This is a genomic window from Xenorhabdus poinarii G6 (genome assembly GCF_000968175.1).
Classification (GTDB): Bacteria; Pseudomonadota; Gammaproteobacteria; order Enterobacterales; family Enterobacteriaceae; genus Xenorhabdus; species Xenorhabdus poinarii.
Genome location: NZ_FO704551.1, coordinates 1,875,472 through 1,895,388 on the forward strand (window position 1 = coordinate 1,875,472; position 19,917 = coordinate 1,895,388).

Here is a 19,917-nt window from a genome sequence, read left to right on the forward strand (position 1 = left end):
TTATGCAAACTGTTATAGTCGATAAACAAAAAATTGTCACTATTATACCTCAAATCTCTGTGTTCTACTTATCTGCACTTTCCTATGTGGTTTACCCCTATACCCCATCGATTTCAATAAGAGGTCACTATGTCAGGGTTAAGTGCCCTTGAACTGGCAAGAATACAATTTGCGTTCACGGTTTCTTTTCACATTATTTTTCCGGCCATTACGATAGGTTTGGCGAGCTTTCTGGCTGTATTGGAAGGCTTATGGCTGAAGACACGTAATACGGATTACAAAACGTTATATCACTTCTGGTCAAAAATTTTTGCGGTCAATTTCGGGATGGGCGTCGTTTCCGGTTTAGTAATGGCTTATCAATTCGGTACTAACTGGAGTTTCTTTTCGGATTTTGCCGGTACGATCACCGGTCCTTTGTTGGTTTATGAAGTGCTGACCGCCTTTTTCCTGGAAGCAGGATTCCTTGGTGTGATGCTGTTTGGCTGGTATCGGGTTGGGGAAAAGTTACACTTTTTCGCAACGTGCATGGTGGCACTCGGCACGATTATTTCCACATTCTGGATCCTGGCCTCCAATAGTTGGATGCAGACACCACAAGGCTATGAAATTGTTAATCATCAGGTTGTTCCCGTTGACTGGTTCGCCGTGGTGTTTAACCCCTCCTTTCCTTATCGTCTGCTGCATATGGGAACGGCGGCATTTCTTGCCTCCGCGTTTTTCATTGCGGCTTCGGCGGCCTGGCATTTGCAAAAAGGCCATGATTCATCTGCTATGCGAAAAATGTTGTCAATGGCAATGTGGATGATCCTGATTATTGCGCCATTACAAGCCATGATTGGTGATATACACGGCCTGAATACATTAAAACACCAGCCGGCTAAAGTTGCAGCGATGGAAGGTCATTGGGAAAATCAACCGAGTGAAGCCACTCCGTTGATTTTATTTGGTATTCCTAATCAAACAGCGGAAGAAACTCAATATGCGATCAAGATCCCCTATCTCGCCAGCCTGATCCTGACACACAGTCTGGATAAACAAGTTCCGGCACTGAAAGAATTTGCCCCGGAAGATCGCCCAAATGTCTTTATGGTGTTTTGGTCATTCCGCGTCATGGTAGGATTGGGTATTTTGATGATTTTCGCCGGAGTTTGGGGATTATGGCTACGTTATCATCAGCGTTTGTATAATAATCCGGTATTTCTCCGTTTTATGACTTTCATGGCGCCTTCCGGTCTGATAGCGATCCTGGCGGGCTGGTTCACCACAGAAATTGGCCGTCAACCATGGGTTGTCTATGGTTTGATGCGTACCAAAGATGCAGCTTCAGCGCATGGTGAACTCCATATGAGCATTAGCCTGCTGATTTTCTTTGTCGTCTACTCAGCCGTTTTTGGTATCGGTTATGCCTATATGATGAAACTGATCCGGAAAGGTCTGCCACAAATCCCAAACGTCAATCCCGCATTAAGGAGTCAGTAAATGGGTATTGATCTTCCTTTCATTTGGTTCATTATCATTATCTTCAGTATCATGATGTATATCGTCATGGATGGCTTTGATCTTGGTATTGGTATTTTGTATCCCACCATTCAGGGGCAATCTGATCGTGACTTAATGATGAATTCGGTTGCTCCCGTCTGGGATGGCAATGAAACCTGGTTAGTCCTGGGCGGTGCCGGATTATTTGGCGCATTTCCATTGGCTTATGCCGTGGTTCTGGATGCATTGGCTATCCCATTAACCGTGATGTTATTCGGCCTGATCTTTCGTGGCGTTGCTTTTGAATTTCGTTTCAAAGCCACACCAAAACATCAACACCTCTGGGATAAGGCGTTTATTGCCGGTTCAATCCTGGCTACCTTTATGCAAGGTACGGTTGTTGGCGCCGTTATTGAGGGTTTCCCTGTCGAAAACCGTGCTTATACTGGTAGTTATTTCGCCTGGCTGATGCCTTTTCCGCTGTTTTGTGGTGGCGGCCTGGTCATCGCTTATGCCTTATTGGGATGTGGCTGGCTAATCATGAAAACCGAAGGGCGGTTGCAACAACAGATGTATCGTATTCTGCGTCCCCTGACTTTGCTGATGTTAACGATAATTGCCATTATCAGTATCTGGACACCCCTTGCCCATTCAACCATAACTGAGCGCTGGTTTAGCTTGCCGAACCTGTTTTTCTTCGTACCCGTCCCCTTACTGGTCGTGTGGTCAGGTTGGCAATTATGGAAAGCGAATCAGAACTCAAGCCATTACACTCCGTTTCTGACGGCACTATTACTGATTTTTATGGGGTTCACTGGATTGGGGATCAGCCTCTGGCCAATGATTATCCCGCCTTTCATTAGCTTTGAAGATGCAGCTTCACCTCCCCAATCATTAGGTTTTATGCTGGTTGGCGCGCTGTTCATTATCCCGATCATTCTGACTTATACCTTTTGGAGTTATTATGTCTTCCGAGGAAAAATCACACATGAACAAGGCTACCATTAAAATAACACCACAACCGCCTTCACTGTGGCAACGCCTGGGTTGGTTAGTCGCAATTTGGCTTTGCAGTGTACTGGCTTTATACGCAGTATCAACATTGTTTCGTGCTTTAATGACACTGGCGGGCATGAAAGTGAGGTGATAGCGCACCTTTTTTAATTCATTCAGCTGAGGTTTTGATCAGGGTAACAGGAGAATTATTTAACTGATGAAAACCTTAGCTGATAATCCAGTCGATGGCATTATCGATGACAATGCCACAATCGCTATTTTTTACAATTACCTGCTAGCTGATAGCCTGCTTTTTTAGCCTCTGTTTCTGATTGGAAATAAATAGCGTTTTTATCTGCGACTGTCTTATAACCCGCACAGTGAATAAGATGATAGATATGACTGTTTTTATTTCCTTTAATCTCGCCATCTTGCGCTGTTTTTGCTGTGGCGCTGAGAGCTGATCGCTGATGGTGACCACCCTGAAAATGATTTTGCTTCAGTGCATTACCCTGCAAACCCAGTCCTGAATTTTTATGTCCCAGTTCCCATTTTTGGCTGCCGGTCACAAAGGGGTTATGATGCCCCATAATTTTGGCAATGCGGTTATCTCTTTCACGTTCCCAGGCATCTACCGGATACTGGCGATCCCATGCCATCATTAATTGCTGTTGTTGGCGTGACATCGATAAATTATAGCGATCATGCATATAGAAATAGACTCTGGCGACCATGCCTTTCACTCTATTGCGCGGTTCAAATAAACGTGATTGCGAATCGACCTTACTGCTACAGGCGCCATACATATTGGGTTTATTTTTCGCGATCATGCCATAACTAAAGTTACTACGATCAGCATTAACTTCACCGATTGCCGGTGCCAGATTATGCATGTCCGACTCTATCATGCGAAAGACGGGATCAGTATCAACACAGTTTTTTCGTCCCCCTTCTTGCCAGCACTGGCGCTGGTGCCCAAATACCCAAGCCGGAACCATATGCTCCCATTCAATCCGCTCGGCTCTTGTTTGCTGTGCTCTGATATGATAATCACAAGAGGCTAAATTAACACGTCCACCGCTTTTGCCAACCCACTGCCAATCACATCCACAATATAATGTGCCTATTTTTGATTTGACTTTTCCATCATAAACATTTTTTCTGGATTCAATTTTAGCTTGCTCAAAACTGGTTGGCGCACTCCATGCATGAAAAGATAAGGTTAATCCAAAAGCCAAAAGATAACGTGCCCACTGACCAATTTTATTTTTCAAAATAATTCCTATTGACTTATTAATAACCGCATCTATTGTAAACGACGTTGATGATATATCACGTCGGTTGCGCATAATATCCACCTATTATCCTGCCTGACAAGGCCATGAAATGATAAAATCGATGCTCCCTTTTTCTGTGCATGATTAGGAAGTCACCAATTCATTATTTATATTAATTAATATTAATATGACTTAATGTATTAATTATCCTAATTCCACTTAAAAAATAACCGTACCAGAAAAAGGTACGGTTATATGAATAAGAATTCACTGAGTTTCAGATTAAAGCGTTATCTGACAACCAGAACAGAGATATTAGCATAACCTACAATCCCTGACGCATTTGAACCCAGTAAGTGAGTCGAAATATCAGGACGACGCGATCCGACAATAATCAAATCAGCATGGATCTCACGCGCAGTAGACAGGACCTTATCTCGTGGAGAACCAAACGCAACAGAGAAAGAGACACGATCTTTAGGTAAATCAATATGTTCTATGACTTTTTTAAGATCTTCTTCAGAATTTGCGATGGCTTTTTTGGCAAAAGCACTCAATAAATCATAATGGTAGCTATAATTTACGGAAAATCTGGAAATATCAGGGACTGAGTGAAAAAGATGAACCTTTGCACCCGATATTTTTGCCAAATATTCAGCATGCTTAATGGCATTATCCGTTAAAATGTCTTCTGCAATATCAATCGGAACTAAAATCGTGTTATACATACATACTCCTCTGTCATCGGATATAACCGCCTGCTTGTGAGCATCAGTTTGAAAGCAAAAAATAACTAAAGTTAATGAATGATCATTCTCTTGACCAAACGTTATCGCACGACTAATACGGATGTTTTTGCATACCTGACCACCCCGGCAGAGCTGGAGCCTAACAAATGGGTCGTAATATTCGGTCGCCTTGAGCCAATCACAATCAAATCAGCGCCAATCTCATCCGCAGTAGCCGTAATTTCATCTCTTGGAGAACCAAATGCAATCGAGTAGGCGATCTGCGTTATGGGTAAATCAATAGAATCAATCAGCTTTTTCAATTCTTGTTCTGCTTTGAGCGTCGCTTTGTCCTTAATTTCCATATATCCCAATGCATAAGCATTAATAATCGCTGATGAAATAGGCAATACATGCAAAAAATGTAACTTTGCTCCGGTTTCTTTGGCGATCTTAAGTGCGCTTTCAACTGCTTTGTTGGTAAGATCTTCTTCTGAAATATCGACTGGTACTAAAATCATTTTGTACATATGCCCGTCCCCCACTGACTGAAATGCCAATTTACTCTGATTTCTTTAGTATATTGAAATACCGGAAACTTACTGTGAGTGATATAACACCAAAAACATGTTAGCGCCTATTCAGACGGATAGATAGGGGTTAACAAGGTTCTATCAGATTAAAAGGGACATGGATAACCTGACGTGGTCACTTTGGATAAAAGCGATGCCAATACAGCAGCTCTCTATCAACTCACTGTGTAAAAATCACTCAAAATGATTTCGCTCGCGATCCCTCTGTTAATGCGATAGAACCTCTGCAAATGATCAATTTGACCTTTTTTCCATATTATTGGAAAGACACTGAACAGGCTCTTATAGAAGTGATTCTGATTTAAAACAAAAAAAGAATAAACAAACCCGTTATTTCATTCCATCAAATATTCTTTTCAATTCATCAGCCACTAAGCGACTCGCTGTCATTTGCATTGTGTACTTAGATGTCAACATCCATATTGAACGTATTATAGGCTCATCTAATTCTATAGAAACTAATGGACTATTTTTAATAGCCAATGATGGAAGCAGGGCTACACCATACCCATTTTCAGCAGCAATACGTTGAATAGTAACCGAATTTGATTGAAAACGAATGGATTTATTGCCAAACCGTCTAATGAGATATTGAGACTCGGGTAAATGACTAAAGTCACTATTAAAGGTAATGATACTCACATTTTCTTCTTTTTTTATTTTTTCTATCATTTCTGGAATAGCGCAGAGTTTATAAGTAATCTCACCTACTTTTTTGCTTAAGTACTCTCCTTTTTCTGGAAGTTCTAAACGTAATGCTATATCAGCTTCTTTTCTTGGAATACTGACATTACGATTTGACACATCGATTTCCAGCCGAATTTCTGGATACTTTTTGACAAAGTCACTTAGTTTAGGGATCAGGCAATATTCTGCCATTGATGAAACCATCGAAATAACTACACTTTTTTTAAACTTCCCACCTAAACTAAAGTACTCCTCTAAGCTCTCAACATTTTCTCTTACCAGCGATGTTTTTTTATATAAGATTAAACCTTCAACCGTTGGCACATAACCTTCCTGCGTTCTATCAAAAAGACGTTGTCTCAACGTATGTTCCAAACGTTCTATTCGTCTGGATACTGTTACATAGTTCACATTTAATCTTTTTGAGGCAGCAGAAACAGTACAACATTCCACTAAAGCTGTAAAAAACCTCAGATCATCCCAATTTACACTATCCATAGTGTGCCCCTTGCGTAATCAATAAGACATAAATTGTAACAGTGATTGTATGTTGATGACGAACCAATGAATAACAACTTTTTTGCACATACTATATGCAATATTTCACAATTACTTTTTATATGGCATTTCGTAACCTAGATACGTTTAATTAACAAATAAAAGGTAAGGTAATGAACTCACCAAAAACGTTACTAGAAATTTCTGGAGTACCAAAAAAACGTCTTGATTGGAATAAAGCAGCGCTCATATTGATTGATTTTCAAAGAGAATATTCCGATGGTATCTTGCAATTAGGTGAATATGGGCAAGCAGCCATTATCAACGCAACTAAGCTATTAGCATATGCCAGAAAAAAGAATATACCTGTCTTTCATGTTGTACATCATGCCAAACCGGGCTCCGCAATATTTGATCCCGACACTGATAATACAAATTTGATTAAGGATGTCGAAGCAAATGGCGAGGAGAAAGTTGTCACCAAATCATTACCTAACTCATTTTACAATACAGAATTGAGTGCTCTATTGTCACTAACCAACCGTAAGCAGCTCGTATTAGCTGGTTTTATGAGCCATATGTGTGTCACTGCTACTGCCATCAAAGCGTTTGAGTTAGGATACGAAAACTTTGTCTGTGCTGATGCTTGCGCTAGCCGTGACTTGAAATATATTGATGGCTCACGGGTTAAGGCCGAGTCAGTACATAAAGCGGCAATGGCTGCGTTGAACGATAGATATGCGACCTTGATCAATTGCTCCGATGTGATTCACTCACTATTCTAATAAGTCAAAAGAGCTACCTCATATTTTGTATAAGGATTCGATACCCATATATCAAAGTCGGTCACCCTCAACCTTTCAAGTGGCCGGGGCAATTGAGAAGTAGCCTCAGTGGGAACGAAGCTGCAAAATACAACATTTGACTAACGATGCCAAACCCACCGTTTGACCCGTTAGTCATAAAGAACTGACTTAATTCCCTAATCCACGGCCTGGTAGGGTTTGGCAAGCTTTCCCCTCCGAAGGCGGTGCTGTTTGTGCATATTTTTCATCCGGGGTAATATAGACTTGCGTTGTTCCCACATACCCATCATTAAAGGTTGCTTCTATATATGTAGCCTCCCAGCCAGGGCGGGTATAACTCAATGAAACATCCACTTTATTATCTGATGGAATATCAATTGGTGATGGGATATATCTTATGCCACATGCATAGCGAAAATCTCTTGCCTTAGTATTTATTGCCGTCCAGCGTATTATCTTTACAGGCTTTTCGGAAAAACGCACTGAGAGTGTTTTATTGTGAACGAGACCGTCTATCTGCGGCAGGGCTTTTTTACTTTGATATCGGTTAACAAAAGAAACTAGCGATTGCTCAGTAAACTTTGAAATTCCGTAATGGTCAGTGTTTGGTGCAACACGCAATGATTTATCCCCTGGAAGTTTGTCATAATAAAACCTTGTGTTGTCTGGAACATAGAAATTATCACCACTTGCGTTGACGATATATTTTGGTATGGCAAGACGTGACTGGTAAATTGAGTTCATATATTTCAATGGGTCCTCTATTTCCAGTAATTTTGAAAAACCAGACGTTTTTACTAACTTGTCGATACCTTGCTGATAATAGGGATAAAATGCCACTGGCCAGTTTCCCCCATAAGAACGATACATATGCTCCAGCGCCAAATCTATGTTCAGCAAATCAATGGCAAAGGGAACAATGGCTTCAACGTCAGGATCGGATATCGCGGTTAGCCAGGTGGTCCACCCACGCTTGGAAACACCGGTGACGATAAATTTATTGATACTCCATTGAGTGAGTTCTTCTTTTGCTACCCTCATTGCCTGAGATACCGAGGTGGACATAGGAATATGTAATGGCATCAACTTTCTTTGTTCTGGATTATCCAGAAAAAGTTCCCAGCTACGAGCAACGCTGTCGTCTTCTTTGAGAAGTTTACCATCATTCTGGTATGTCAAATATTGATTAGGAATGTTACTTACAGAAATAACAATAGTCTGTGTCGCGCGTGCAATATCAGCCAGCATCGCCTCACTAAAATCAGTTGGTTTGTTGCTATTTTCTGAGCTATTACCATAGTTTATCCCATTATTCACCACGACAAGTGCTCGTTGTGTTTTTGGTGTCTCAGGAATATAGATATCAACGTCGTGTTGCCATTTTTCCGGGGTTACTCTTTTATCCGGCGACCATGACTGTGACACCATTTTATACCGGTTTACTTCCACCTGAGGTAATGTTTCTTTTTCTGTGAATGTGTAATCGACATCTCTTTTTGAAAGTTCCTCGCGATAATCCGGCAAAACATGAGAAAAATTACAGGTATTTTTATTCTGACAGATAATTTTATTATCTTTAACAAGAGCAAAAGAGACGGTAGAAGAAAATAACATTAATGAAACAGCAATATTTCTTACTTTCATGTCTAATCCTTTATTTAAAAGTATATTGAAAGTGAAATGTTTTTTTAAATACTTTCTTTCTCAAAAAATAAATTTACTTCAGCTTGCTTTGAGCTATGTTTTAGTTCGTAAAATTGCAATCATTTCACAGGTGAGTGATTTTTACTCAGATCCAGTTCAAAAAAGTCAGATGTCACATTTTGCAGCGTCTTTATTCCGCCCGTCGTGGATGCCAATATAACTGACACTCTCCTTAACCAAAGATTTGACAATAGCCAGCCCGATCCCTTTTGAGCCGTCAGTTCCCAACGCTATTTTACCGGTAAGTTGACGAGTGTCATATCCTCAATTATTAATTATTACTGATTGCCTTGGTTAATTGGCACGGGAAAAACGAGGTTTTTTGGGAACTCGAATGGTTTGAAACGCAAGAACGATAAGAACCAGGACTACGAGGGCAGATCCTGTCCAAGTCGCGATTATGGGGTTTTGACCAAAAAGATTCATAGAAAATGCGCTGAACATGGTTCCCAATGTGACGCCCATAGTAATGACAGCGGTGTGTACCGTGGTTACCAGGTAACCCGTTCCACCCGCTTCAGCGACGCGTTTGATAAGCGCTGGATTCATAGAAATACCGATTAAGCCGACCAAAAGCACCATGACTAACGTAACGCTTTTCACATCACTAAATAATGAAAGTGTTACTAAGGCTATAAGCAATGCGCTGTGTCCTACACGCAGTACCCCGACGGGATGTGCGTCAACAAAACGCCCCACAATGAGGTTACCAATCACGGTACAGATACCGTAACCAAGTAAGATCAGGGTGGTAGCATCTGAGCTAAACCCAGCATTATCCTGAAGCAATGGTGTGAAGAAAGAGAATGAACCGTATGCTGCGCCTATCGTTAAGGCACTGACAAGATAGCGTGACCATAGCTTAGTTGATTTTAATTTTTTAAGATCCTCAACTGACTCATCTTCAGTCGCTTTCGCCAGATCTGGCAACCCCTTGTTCACTATAATACTGATTAATAACGCAGCTACCCCTAACAGGTAAAAGCAGCTTTGCCAGTCCCATCGAGTAGCAATGAAGTGGCTTAGAGGCAGGCCAATAACCGTTCCGATCATTAACCCACTGAGCACGACTGAGACTGATCGCCCAATCTGATCCGGCGATGGAGCCAATCGAGCCGCAAACGTCAATACGAGCCCGAATGTGGCACCAGACAAGCAACCTGTTAATACGCGCGCCAGAGCGAGCCACCAATAATCGTGAATCACCGGTGCAAGTACCTCAATAATCGCATAGACTGCGATAATGCCGGTCAGAACTCTGCGTGGCGATTTGCGCCTTAAAATATAAGCAATGGCAGGTCCGCCGAGTGCCATGCCCAGCGCATACACCGAGACCAACAAACCTATCCGTCCCGTAGATTCATTGAGATCAGCAGCGATATTCGGTAGCATTCCCGCAGTTTGTAGCTCACTCATGATGACTACCAATAGGGTAGTCATTAATATGGATAAATGTCGTTTCAACTTTTCACCTCTAGGTATGATCCGTATTGAGCACCGATTAAACGGGCTGTATCTTGATTAATTGTTTATCGTTCAGTACAAAATTGAGTGAAAGAAAATACTTTCGATATTGTTAAATTTTGGAAACTATTCCCTCAGCCGCTAATTGCAAAAAGCCTCTATCAGCCACCGTGACCCCCATGATCCGTAGACCGTAGTAACTGGCTAAAAATGCCTTGCCACTGGCGTTGATTTTAGTTTTAGAAGAAAGTTCGCCCGCTGCAACCCCTTGGCGGATAACATCTTTAATCAAAGATTCCAGGCGTTGCAGATAGTGACGATTAATGGAAAGAATTGCCGGGTCTTTCTGGCTACGCTCCAGCACTGAATGCAAAGCCAGACAACCCCGAGGGTTATCCACATTGATATCAGTTTCTATGCCCCACTGAAGCAATTTCATCAACCGCTCCTTGGCCGTGCCTGAGCTGGTCAATATGTCCTTTTGACACTTGATTCCGATATCTTGGTAATGGCGAAGAGCCTTTTCATACAAGCCTTGCTTATTGCCGAAAGCATGGTAGAGACTACCTCTTCCAAGACCTGTCTCTTGACAGAGTAATTGAGTGCTGCTGGCTTCGTAACCATTATTCCAAAATACATTCATCGCCGACTCAATCACTTTTTGGTCGTCATATTCTTTTGGTCTTCCACTCATTGAAATCTACCTCTTTATTCTTTTGAAATGAGTTAACCAGTTCTTTACCAATTAGTCAACAATGATATTTGACAAGCCGTTACACAATTAAGACACCAGCACTATCCTGCTGATATCATCGCTCAGTGTGTCCGCTGATATCCGACCTACGCGCTGAACCTGCGTAATTTGGAAGATATGATGGCTGAACGTGGAATTGCTATTGATCATTCCACACTCTTTCGTGGTTGAATTTTTACTGGCAGTTCATCGGGATAAAAAAGCGGCGTTAGACGAAAAATTTCCCCCGCCGCTTTTTTCTATTAGCTCACTGCATAAAAACCACTCAAGATGGTTTCACTCACGATCTTTCTGTTAATGTGACAGAACGACTCAAGTAGGTGACACCCTACTCTTTTTTATCTAACGGAAATTTTTTATCTAACGGAAACGGCACAGGATGTTTCGTGTTGTAATTAAAGGTATACATTGCCGTTATGACCATCATCACAGCCAGTGTCCACACCACTTCTTTGGCACCTGTTCCGAAAATCGCCCAAATACAATATATGAAAGCAATAAAAGTAATGACGATATAGCGTGTTTTTTCCTGCCCAAGATGACCATGGCCAATGAGCAGTAAAGCCGCACAGGTATACAAGTAAGGGATCAACGTAAAAATCACCGAGACGGAAGAAACCAACCCAAACTCTTTCGCTGCATTTGGAGAGACACTGCTGAGTTGGAAAATCGTCATTAAGACCCCCAGAATCAACAAACCCGCAACAGGGGTGCCAGCTTTGTTCACTTTGGCAAAGATGGCAGGAAACAATCCATCATCTGCGGCAGCTTTCGCAGTCTGTCCCGCGAGCAAAGTCCAGCCTCCCAGTGACCCCAGACACCCTGCTGCCGCACAAAAGGCCACGACGGCTCCCGCAGTCTCTCCCAATGCCAGGCGGGCAGCATCTCCAAAAGGTGACGATGAGATTTTCAATGCGGCATTGGGGATCATCCCCATAATCACGCTACTGGACAAAACATAACAGACTGCGGCAATCAGCACCCCGCCAATCGTCGCAATCGGCACGTTGCGCTTAGGATTTTTCACAACACCGGCAGCAACGGAAGCACTTTCAACACCAATAAAAGACCATAATGTTACATTTAAAATACTCTGGATAGCGCCAAAGGTATTGAGTCCACTCACGTTCCACGCGTCCATATACGTTTTGCCATTGAACCAGAACCAACCAAACACCGCAGTTGCCACAATCGGGATCAAGGCCAGTATTGTCGCCACCGCCTGCACTTTAGTAATCACATGTGGCCCAATAATGTTCAAAATGACAAATATCCACAGTATTACTGTACAGGTGATGGTTAAAACAATCGGATCTTTCAGGATCGGGAAAAAATAACTCAAATAGCCAACGCCAATGACCACCATCGCAATATTGCCAATCCAACACGCCAGCCAGTATAAAAGGTTAGTCTGATATCCCAAAAAAGGGCCGAAGGCGCGTCGGGCATAAGCGTAAGATCCTCCCGGGCTGTCATCCAGCGAGGCGATTTTGGCATAGACAATCGATAATCCCACCGCGCCAATGATGGTCACCAGCCAGCCGAAAATGGCAATGCCTCCGGTTGCAGACAAGCTGGCCGGCAGAAGAAAAACGCCCGATCCCATGATATTACCTGCAACCATCAGGGTCACGGGGATCAACCCGACTTTTTTCGCTTCTGAAACTGTAGCCATAATTTAGCTTCCCATTTTCACTTTTTAATACACATAACGTGATAAATACCGTTGATAATCTCTGTGCCTTCCGTTTCATGTTCAAAACCCGGAAATTCATGATCCCACTTTTGCAAGGCGTGCAAATAACGAATCTGGGGACTGGTTTTATCACCAAAATTTTCGCCTGAAAGTAGCATTGGAATACCGGGTGGATAAGGAATGATCGCGTTCGCCGCAATGCGATGAGGCAGATCGTCCAATGCCACCATCTCCACATGATTAGTGACGATCGCCTGATAAGCAGCGCGCGGGAGCATGTCCATTTGAGGTAAACCCGCGTAAGCCTGATTCAGTTTTTCGCCCGGATTGTTCTGGCGTAAATAATCGAACATTTTATCGCCCAGATCTTTCAATCCCAAATGGCAATACACGTCCGAATGCTGGTTCACCAAATCCGGCAAAACCTGGTTCAAGGGGGTATTCTCATCGTAGTGGCGTTTGAAAGACAACAAGGTGTTCAGTAATGTTCCCCATTTTCCTTTGGTGATCCCCATTGAAAACAGAAACATAATTTGAAAATCGGTCGTACGGGTCGGTACGATACCATGCTGGCCTAACCATGCGGTGACTAATGCGGCCGGCACGCCTTGTTTTTCCAATTTTCCCTGATCGCCCATGCCCGGCGTCAAGATACTCACTTTAATCGGATCAAGCATACTCCAGTCATCAGGCAAATCGTCAAACCCGTGCCAACTGTCTCCCGGACGCATCACCCAACAATCTTGTTCTTTCGTCAGTAACTCTCTCGGAGCGTCTTCAAAAGCCATTTTCTTACCAGTAGCAGGATCGGTCACTTTTTCCTGATTCCAGGGTTTAAAGAACCAGCTCCCCTCCTTCCTGAAATCCCGGTATAAACGGGCTAATGCTTGACGAAAATCAACGGCTTCTTCAATCACTTCCTGAGTCAGAGAATAACCACTATTTCCATCCATCATGGAAACCGCAACGTCATTGGAAGCACAGATTGCATACAACGGTGAGGTTGTTGCATGCATCATATAGGCCTGATTAAACCGTGAGAAATCCACAGGGCTGCGGCCGTCCCGGACATGGATAAACGAAGCCTGCGACAGCGCATTCAACAATTTGTGGGAAGAATGGGTCGCAAAGACAGTCGGCCCGGCATGATGTTTCGGTGACCCCCGCATGGCGTAATGATCATGATAAATCGGGTTAAACCGCGCATAGCCATACCATGCTTCATCAAAATGTATTCTATCGACGCTTTTATCCAGTAATTCCTGTACACGTTTGGCGTTATAACAGACGCCATCATAAGTACAGTTTGTCACCACACTATAGACTGGCTTTTGCTTGGCAACCCCCTGAGTCAGTGGATTCTGTTTCAGCTTTTTCTGTAGTGTCTTAGTTTGCATTTCCTGTGGGTAGATAGGCCCGATAATGCCGTAACGGTTACGACTCGGCAGCATATAGACCGGTTTTGCCCCCGTCAGAATTAACCCTTGTTCAATGGATTTATGACAATTTCGGTCAATGATCACGACGTCATCTTCAGTCATACAGGCCTGCATAATCGTTCGGTTAGAGCCTGACGTTCCGACCACAACAGAATAAGAATGGTCTGCGCCAAAGACCCTGGCTGCATACCTTTCACTTTCGCCAAATGCACCAGAATGATCTAACAGTGAACCTAATGAGGATCGTTCAATGCCCATATCGGTACGAAAAAGATTTTCCCCATAATAATCATGATAAAAGCGACCAACCGGGGTTTTATTAAACCCGACGCCGCCTTGATGTCCGGGCGCAGCCCAGGAATATTCATAGATTTTGCTGTATTTCAGCAAGGCTGACAATAAAGGTGGAAATAATTGTTGGCGATAACGCTGCATGGCTGCAATGGCACGACCCGCAATAAAATCGGCGGAATCCTCCAATATCCAGGCAAATTCAGTGAGCTTTTCCAAAAATTTATTATCGAGTAAAAATACCATTTTTTCCCGATCGCTTAACAAAAAGACCGGAATATTCTCCTGCCGTTCAAATAATTTATTCAATATTTTCTGTATATGAAGATATAAATCATTATCCATGAATGCACAGCTTATCATGACACAATCAAACGGTTTATTGGATGAAATGATTGTATAGCTATCATCAAAAGAATCAGCGATAACAACATCAATGTCTTTCTCGATTAATTTACCTGCCAGCCTATGTATTGCATTATCAACATAGTGACTATGATATCGTGTACCCACTTCATTTTTTGCTATCAATACTTTCATACATTGTTCCTTACGCTATCTCTATTTGAATTGGAGAATAAGTCATGGTAAGAAATGAGTTATGTTATTTAACTATTTGTTAAAATATAATTTTTATATTTAAAATTACATTAGTAAATATAGTGTCTATTTAAATTTGTGCAATTCAGACAACGCAGAAGAAATAGAGGTGAGGAGATTTAGTAAGAGCCAGAACACAATGACCTGACCATGTGGATTTCTTTTACTGACGTTACTATATAAAAGTCCAGGACGTCATTAAGTCAGTGCTAAAACTAACTCTGATTGAGCTGATTTACAGGCCACGCCTTATATCTTCAACATTGTACTAGTTGAAAATGCTGCTTTCATGATGTCCATCATTAAATAATGGAACAAACAATGAAAGAACATCCTGACTTATGGGCTGATTTATTAAGCGGTCTGAAAAACGCCTGGCCTCAGATTTCTGGTTCTATTTTGGCCATCATGATCTGTTATGGACGGCTTATTTATGACGGCGTGGAGCGAAAAAATCGCTGGGTTGAACCACTACTGTGTGGTGCGCTGTCATGGGGATTTTCCAGTGGACTGGAACTATTTGGTATTCCGGGCAGTGTTTCACCGGCACTTGGTGGCACCATTGGTTTTATTGGCGTAGAAAAAATACGCGAGTTTGCCTTCCGGGCCATTAATAAGCGTTTAGGAGATAAAAAATAACCATGACAAGAGGGATACGTAATCACAATCCGGGCAACATTCGCCACGGTGATAAATGGCAGGGGTTGAGTGATACCCAAACAGATAAATCATTTTGTCAGTTTGTATCACCAGAATATGGCATACGGGCCATGCTGAAAATTCTGCGTAATTATGAACGCAAATATGGCGATAATACGATCCGTCAGTTCATTTCCCGCTGGGCACCCCCCAATGAAAATAATACTGAGAACTATATTGCGTATGTGAGTAACGCGGTTGGTGTGACCAGCAGCACGGTGATAGATGTAGAAAATACAGCCACCATGCGCCGACTGGTTAAGGCTATAATTCAAATGGAAAATGGTCAGCAGCCTTATTCCGATACCGTTATTACACGGGCATTTGAGCTATTATAAGATTCAATCTGCACCTATTTTCCATCAAAAATCCCGCCCAATATCTTGGGGGGGATTTTTTTCACCAGCCAACTCGACCGTCAGGCATTGCCTGCTCCCTATCCACCCGCTTTCCTATCGACAAAACAAAAAACCCACGGGCTAAATTTAGCCCAGTTTACCGACACGAGCACCGTTTGGTGACCCTGACCACTTTTTTACACTTGGCGGTAACTCGCGACACGCTGTACAGTTATTGAATCGTATCCGCGAACAAAATATGATCGACATGATGAGTCACTCTAAAGAGGCAAACTATGCAGCATTTTCCTGACAGTCTGAATGAGCAAGAATGGCAAACACTGCTCAGCCAGTTTATTCCCCGTCCTAGTGAGGAAGCGCTGCTCGAATTAGAAACGGACATGACAGGTGACACAACCGACGATTGTCGCCCTCCGTTAAACCACCCCATGCATGAACTGACAGAACTGGAAAGCAAGTTCTCTTCCGTGATTATCCCGGAATCGCCAGTCGATACCGGCACATATTCTCAGTATTTAAGCGCGGAGATCCTCAGTCAAGTTGTCCCCGTATCCTCCCCTGCCTTTGTGGGTCACATGACATCAGCGCTCCCCAATCATTTACCTGCGCTCGGCAAGTTATTGACCGCGTTGAATCAAAATTTGGTCAAGCTGGAAACATCACATGTTTTAACCGCACTGGAACGCCAGATATTGGGCATGATGCACAAATTGGTCTACAACCGGGACGACACGTTTTATCAGCAATGGCTTCACCGTGGTGATCACGCGCTGGCGACCTTCTGTTCGGGGGGAACGCTGGCTAATCTGACCGCCATGTGGGCATGTCGAAACCTGCTCATGCCCGCCGACGGGGATTTTGCCGGTCTTGCGCGCGAGGGGTTAGCCAGAGGCTTGTTACATTATGGCTACAGCGGCTTAGCGATTCTGGTCTCAGAGCTCGGACACTATTCACTGAAAAAAACCGTTGATGTACTCGGATTGGGGCAAGATGCGCTGATAAAAGTGGACACCGATCGGAATGGGCGGATCTGCATTCATGACCTGCAAATCCAATTACAGAAATTACATCAACGTAATATTAAACCGATGGCTATTGTCGGGATTGCTGGCTCCACAGAAACGGGCTCTATCGATCCATTGAATGTTCTGGCGGATATTGCAGAGCAGGAACAGTGTCATTTCCATGTTGACGCCGCCTGGGGCGGTGCCAGCCTGCTATCTGAGCGTTATCGGCATCTGTTTAAGGGGATCGAACGGGCCGATACCGTCACTATCGATGCCCATAAACAAATGTATGTGCCGATGGGGTTAGGTATGGTGTTATTCCGCCAGCCGACGCTGACCCATGCTATTGCTCAGCACGCGAATTACATTGTGCGTAAAGGATCTAAAGATCTGGGACGCCACACGCTGGAAGGTTCACGTAGCGCGATGTCGCTGATGCTCCACAGTAATTTCCATCTGCTTGGCCGACAAGGACTAGCTCGCCTGATCGATACAAGCATCGAAAAAGCACAGCAATTTGCCGATCTCATCCGCCAGCAAGCGGATTTTGAGTTAATCAGTGAACCACAACTTTGTCTGTTGACCTACCGATATGCCCCCCCGCTGGTATTACAGGCGCTACGCGAAGGCCCGAACTCCGTGAAACCGCGGCTATATGAATTGCTTAATGCACTTAACCAAAATATTCAGGCGGTGCAGTGGTCTGCGGGGACATTTTTTGTCTCCCGTACCTGCCTCACCCCCCTGCAATGGGCCAGACAACCCACAACAGTTTTACGTGTCGTTTTGTCAAATCCACTGACGACGTTAGCACTGCTTGAAAACATGCTTACCGAACAACGCCGATTGGCACAACAAAACCCACTCTGGCAGAATTTGCAGGATTTGGCGAAAGATACCGTCAATCCTCAACCCGCAAGATCGGGATCATAAGACAAATAACAATTTTACTGACACGATGGTGTTTTCAAAAAAATACCGCTATCCACATTTGAGTATGTTGAACACCATCTGTCCTTCCCGATTTCATCATGATATCTTTCCCATAAAACGCAAAAATTCCTTTATCAATCATGACCCTTCAATAAAATTGATCAGAACAATACCAGTCTACAGCCGCTTTAACCAACGCCTCCGTCGTATCAATATAATTTTCTTTATCCTTTTTACGGCTAAGAATAATCGGTATCTCAGTGCATCCCATAATAAATTTCTTCACACCGGCACGTTTAAGCTGAAAAATAACAGATTCCATTAACTGATAAGCTCTGTCATCATTCCCGCCTTTATAAGCCAGAATACTTTCCATAATCTGATATTGTTGCAGCTCATCAGGGATCACATATTTCACATTTTCTTTTTCCAATCTATTCTGATAAAGTCTCGCTTTTACCGTTCCCGTGGTTGCGAGAATTGCGATATTATTAACCCCTTCCTTCACGATTTTATTACAGACAATCTCAATCATATTCGGAAAGTAAACGTTAGTTGAAGCGCTTAATTCATCATACCAATAATGTGCCGTATTACATGGCATAATAATACATTGCACACTTTCCGCCTCTAATACGTGTAATGCAGACAACATTTTCTTTAATGGTGATTCACCATCAGAAATTATGTTAGCTGTTCTGTCAGGAATATCAGGAAATGAAACCGCAATCACTGGAATATGCTCCTGATCACAGCGTGCAGGTGTATTTTTAATGATTTTATCCATTGCATCAATTGTTGCAGCCGGTCCCATTCCACCAAGAATGCCAATTATTTTTTTCATCTTCCACCTCATAAAATAATCGCTATGATGGCATAATCATCATGGTTAGCAATTGCAATCTTTCTATATATCATGCTTTATTTGCATACGATGGTTTTATGCAAATCAATAAACAATCAGGTTAAATTTATGCTGAATAATATTGAATTGAAATGGTTATATGATGTTGTCATGTTGGAGGAGCTGCGAAGCTTTACGCTTGCAGCAGAACGGCGAAATATATCACAGTCTTCTTTTAGCCGAAGAATTCGGGCTCTTGAAAATGCAGTCGGTTTTGAAATAGTGAATCGTAACTCGAATCCATTACAGCTTTCATTACAAGGGAGGCACTTTATTATTTATGCCAGGAATCTGATTGGTGATATAGAGCACCAAATCGATAAAATAAAAGGCGGAAAAGCACTCAGGCATCGCATTAATATCGCCACCGCACATTCACTCTCTATTTCTCTATTGCCAGATTTTATTTCTGGTTTTATGGAAAATGCAGATAAGGTTTTTAATATTGAATCGATTAATGTCGATGAAGCCGTTAACAATCTAAAAAATGGCAAAAGTGATTTTATTCTGTCTTTTTTTAATGATGATTTAATGACTTCTCCATTTCTTCATCATAAGGTGTTAAATGCGCAATTATATCTTGTTTCTGGCTGTGATCCGGATGGTAATCCGTTATATCGCTTAGAAGACGAGCCGTTACCCTTGATGAAGTATACCGACGAAAGTTATATGGGGCGTCAGGTTAACCAGTTACTGGAAAACAATTTCAGAAATAAATTCACCTACTTTTGTCTTTCATCCATGAGTGATTTGTTGAAACGTATGGTGTTGAACGGCCACGGCGTTGGCTGGCTACCCGATTATTCAATTTGCGAGGAATTGAAGCAACAAAAACTCCATTTACTGGCACCAGAGCAGGCTTCGATAAAAATGGACATTTTTATTTATCGTACTTATTCCCGCCTTAACCCTTCTTCAGAACGATTTTGGCAATATATGAAAAACAGGTGAACAGCATCATCCGACCACCTGTCTGCCACGAGATTAACTTGCTGTAACC

Annotated in this window: 18 protein-coding genes and 1 pseudogene; 9 read left to right on the forward strand and 10 right to left on the reverse strand. The window is 42.7% G+C overall.

Going from position 1 to position 19,917, the window contains the following annotated elements; genetic code table 11:
- Positions 1-129 precede the first annotated feature (129 nt).
- The 3 genes from XPG1_RS08605 to XPG1_RS17550 are packed head-to-tail and all read left to right on the forward strand — an operon-like array spanning position 130 to position 2,629.
- On the forward strand, positions 130-1,482 hold the full coding sequence (locus XPG1_RS08605) for a cytochrome ubiquinol oxidase subunit I (protein ID WP_045958725.1): 1,353 nt from the start codon (positions 130-132) through the stop codon (positions 1,480-1,482).
- Positions 1,483-2,490 (forward strand): cytochrome d ubiquinol oxidase subunit II, encoded by a 1,008-nt coding sequence (gene cydB / locus XPG1_RS08610; protein WP_045958726.1) that lies wholly within the window; start codon positions 1,483-1,485, stop codon positions 2,488-2,490.
- Positions 2,471-2,629: a DUF2474 domain-containing protein gene (locus tag XPG1_RS17550; RefSeq protein WP_071825356.1), complete on the forward strand. Its 159-nt coding sequence runs from the start codon at positions 2,471-2,473 to the stop codon at positions 2,627-2,629. The genes cydB and XPG1_RS17550 overlap by 20 nt, the downstream gene beginning before the upstream one ends.
- A 124-nt stretch (positions 2,630-2,753) precedes the next feature.
- Here XPG1_RS17550 and XPG1_RS08615 read toward each other — a convergent pair whose 3' ends face one another.
- The 4 genes from XPG1_RS08615 to XPG1_RS08630 all read right to left on the reverse strand — a co-directional run bounded on the left by XPG1_RS08615 (position 2,754) and on the right by XPG1_RS08630 (position 6,261).
- Entirely contained in the window at positions 2,754-3,752 is a 999-nt protein-coding gene (locus tag XPG1_RS08615) for an endonuclease (protein WP_045960597.1), read from the reverse strand.
- Between the two features lie 293 nt (positions 3,753-4,045).
- Positions 4,046-4,483 carry a universal stress protein gene (locus XPG1_RS08620; RefSeq protein ID WP_045958727.1) on the reverse strand — a complete coding sequence of 146 codons (438 nt, stop codon included), beginning with the start codon at positions 4,481-4,483 and terminating at the stop codon, positions 4,046-4,048.
- Positions 4,484-4,584: 101 nt separating this feature from the next.
- Complete coding sequence (locus tag XPG1_RS08625) at positions 4,585-5,013, reverse strand: universal stress protein (protein WP_045958728.1); 429 nt, start codon at positions 5,011-5,013, stop codon at positions 4,585-4,587.
- A gap of 393 nt (positions 5,014-5,406) precedes the next feature.
- Positions 5,407-6,261 (reverse strand): LysR family transcriptional regulator, encoded by an 855-nt coding sequence (locus XPG1_RS08630; RefSeq protein ID WP_045958729.1) that lies wholly within the window; start codon positions 6,259-6,261, stop codon positions 5,407-5,409.
- Between the two features lie 173 nt (positions 6,262-6,434).
- On the opposite strand from XPG1_RS08630, the gene XPG1_RS08635 reads away from it, so the two are divergent.
- Positions 6,435-7,046 (forward strand): cysteine hydrolase family protein, encoded by a 612-nt coding sequence (locus tag XPG1_RS08635; RefSeq protein WP_045958730.1) that lies wholly within the window; start codon positions 6,435-6,437, stop codon positions 7,044-7,046.
- Positions 7,047-7,235: 189 nt separating this feature from the next.
- On the opposite strand, the gene XPG1_RS08640 is transcribed toward XPG1_RS08635, so the two are convergent.
- The 3 genes from XPG1_RS08640 to XPG1_RS08655 all read right to left on the reverse strand — a co-directional run bounded on the left by XPG1_RS08640 (position 7,236) and on the right by XPG1_RS08655 (position 10,929).
- Positions 7,236-8,711: a PhoPQ-activated pathogenicity-related family protein gene (locus XPG1_RS08640; RefSeq protein WP_045958731.1), complete on the reverse strand. Its 1,476-nt coding sequence runs from the start codon at positions 8,709-8,711 to the stop codon at positions 7,236-7,238.
- A 354-nt stretch (positions 8,712-9,065) separates the two neighbouring features.
- Entirely contained in the window at positions 9,066-10,187 is a 1,122-nt protein-coding gene (locus XPG1_RS08650; protein ID WP_197541095.1) for an MFS transporter, read from the reverse strand.
- Between the two features lie 160 nt (positions 10,188-10,347).
- Positions 10,348-10,929: a TetR/AcrR family transcriptional regulator gene (locus tag XPG1_RS08655; protein ID WP_045958734.1), complete on the reverse strand. Its 582-nt coding sequence runs from the start codon at positions 10,927-10,929 to the stop codon at positions 10,348-10,350.
- A 114-nt stretch (positions 10,930-11,043) separates the two neighbouring features.
- Between XPG1_RS08655 and XPG1_RS18420 the strand changes: the two are divergent.
- Positions 11,044-11,154: pseudogene (locus XPG1_RS18420) on the forward strand (IS6 family transposase); the annotation flags it as partial.
- 163 nt (positions 11,155-11,317) lie between these two features.
- On the opposite strand, the gene adiC reads toward XPG1_RS18420, so the two are convergent.
- Both adiC and adiA read right to left on the reverse strand, forming a co-directional pair.
- The gene (gene adiC, locus XPG1_RS08660; protein WP_045958735.1) at positions 11,318-12,664 is read right to left on the reverse strand and encodes an arginine/agmatine antiporter; all 1,347 of its coding nucleotides are present in this window, start codon (positions 12,662-12,664) and stop codon (positions 11,318-11,320) included.
- 17 nt (positions 12,665-12,681) lie between these two features.
- The gene (gene adiA, locus XPG1_RS08665; RefSeq protein ID WP_045958736.1) at positions 12,682-14,955 is read right to left on the reverse strand and encodes an arginine decarboxylase; all 2,274 of its coding nucleotides are present in this window, start codon (positions 14,953-14,955) and stop codon (positions 12,682-12,684) included.
- A gap of 381 nt (positions 14,956-15,336) precedes the next feature.
- On the opposite strand from adiA, the gene XPG1_RS08670 reads away from it, so the two are divergent.
- The 3 genes from XPG1_RS08670 (at position 15,337) to panP (ending at position 18,013) form a co-directional block, all read left to right on the forward strand.
- The gene (locus XPG1_RS08670) at positions 15,337-15,654 is read left to right on the forward strand and encodes a phage holin, lambda family (protein ID WP_045958737.1); all 318 of its coding nucleotides are present in this window, start codon (positions 15,337-15,339) and stop codon (positions 15,652-15,654) included.
- Between the two features lie 2 nt (positions 15,655-15,656).
- Positions 15,657-16,052, forward strand: a complete 396-nt coding sequence (locus XPG1_RS08675; protein ID WP_045958738.1) for a structural protein — start codon at positions 15,657-15,659, stop codon at positions 16,050-16,052.
- Between the two features lie 296 nt (positions 16,053-16,348).
- Positions 16,349-18,013 (forward strand): pyridoxal-dependent aspartate 1-decarboxylase PanP, encoded by a 1,665-nt coding sequence (gene panP, locus XPG1_RS08680; RefSeq protein WP_045958739.1) that lies wholly within the window; start codon positions 16,349-16,351, stop codon positions 18,011-18,013.
- Positions 18,014-18,161: 148 nt separating this feature from the next.
- Here panP and cuyB read toward each other — a convergent pair whose 3' ends face one another.
- A complete protein-coding gene (cuyB, locus tag XPG1_RS08685; RefSeq protein ID WP_045958740.1) occupies positions 18,162-18,857 on the reverse strand; it encodes a cysteate racemase in 696 nt (231 codons plus the stop codon).
- A 129-nt stretch (positions 18,858-18,986) separates the two neighbouring features.
- Between cuyB and XPG1_RS08690 the strand changes: the two genes are divergently transcribed.
- Positions 18,987-19,868 carry a LysR substrate-binding domain-containing protein gene (locus XPG1_RS08690; protein WP_045958741.1) on the forward strand — a complete coding sequence of 294 codons (882 nt, stop codon included), beginning with the start codon at positions 18,987-18,989 and terminating at the stop codon, positions 19,866-19,868.
- Positions 19,869-19,917: the final 49 nt, after the last annotated feature.

What these genes read in the sequence shown, in the direction of transcription:
- XPG1_RS08605 (WP_045958725.1), top strand. Translation starts at nt 130, where the DNA reads ATGTCAGGGTTAAGTGCCCTTGAACTGGCAAGAATACAATTTGCGTTC.
- cydB (WP_045958726.1), top strand. Translation starts at nt 1,483, where the DNA reads ATGGGTATTGATCTTCCTTTCATTTGGTTCATTATCATTATCTTCAGT.
- XPG1_RS17550 (WP_071825356.1), top strand. Translation starts at nt 2,471, where the DNA reads ATGAACAAGGCTACCATTAAAATAACACCACAACCGCCTTCACTGTGG.
- XPG1_RS08620 (WP_045958727.1), bottom strand. Translation starts at nt 4,483, where the DNA reads ATGTATAACACGATTTTAGTTCCGATTGATATTGCAGAAGACATTTTA.
- XPG1_RS08625 (WP_045958728.1), bottom strand. Translation starts at nt 5,013, where the DNA reads ATGTACAAAATGATTTTAGTACCAGTCGATATTTCAGAAGAAGATCTT.
- XPG1_RS08630 (WP_045958729.1), bottom strand. Translation starts at nt 6,261, where the DNA reads ATGGATAGTGTAAATTGGGATGATCTGAGGTTTTTTACAGCTTTAGTG.
- XPG1_RS08635 (WP_045958730.1), top strand. Translation starts at nt 6,435, where the DNA reads ATGAACTCACCAAAAACGTTACTAGAAATTTCTGGAGTACCAAAAAAA.
- XPG1_RS08640 (WP_045958731.1), bottom strand. Translation starts at nt 8,711, where the DNA reads ATGAAAGTAAGAAATATTGCTGTTTCATTAATGTTATTTTCTTCTACC.
- XPG1_RS08650 (WP_197541095.1), bottom strand. Translation starts at nt 10,187, where the DNA reads ATGAGTGAGCTACAAACTGCGGGAATGCTACCGAATATCGCTGCTGAT.
- XPG1_RS08655 (WP_045958734.1), bottom strand. Translation starts at nt 10,929, where the DNA reads ATGAGTGGAAGACCAAAAGAATATGACGACCAAAAAGTGATTGAGTCG.
- adiC (WP_045958735.1), bottom strand. Translation starts at nt 12,664, where the DNA reads ATGGCTACAGTTTCAGAAGCGAAAAAAGTCGGGTTGATCCCCGTGACC.
- adiA (WP_045958736.1), bottom strand. Translation starts at nt 14,955, where the DNA reads ATGAAAGTATTGATAGCAAAAAATGAAGTGGGTACACGATATCATAGT.
- XPG1_RS08670 (WP_045958737.1), top strand. Translation starts at nt 15,337, where the DNA reads ATGAAAGAACATCCTGACTTATGGGCTGATTTATTAAGCGGTCTGAAA.
- XPG1_RS08675 (WP_045958738.1), top strand. Translation starts at nt 15,657, where the DNA reads ATGACAAGAGGGATACGTAATCACAATCCGGGCAACATTCGCCACGGT.
- panP (WP_045958739.1), top strand. Translation starts at nt 16,349, where the DNA reads ATGCAGCATTTTCCTGACAGTCTGAATGAGCAAGAATGGCAAACACTG.
- cuyB (WP_045958740.1), bottom strand. Translation starts at nt 18,857, where the DNA reads ATGAAAAAAATAATTGGCATTCTTGGTGGAATGGGACCGGCTGCAACA.
- XPG1_RS08690 (WP_045958741.1), top strand. Translation starts at nt 18,987, where the DNA reads ATGCTGAATAATATTGAATTGAAATGGTTATATGATGTTGTCATGTTG.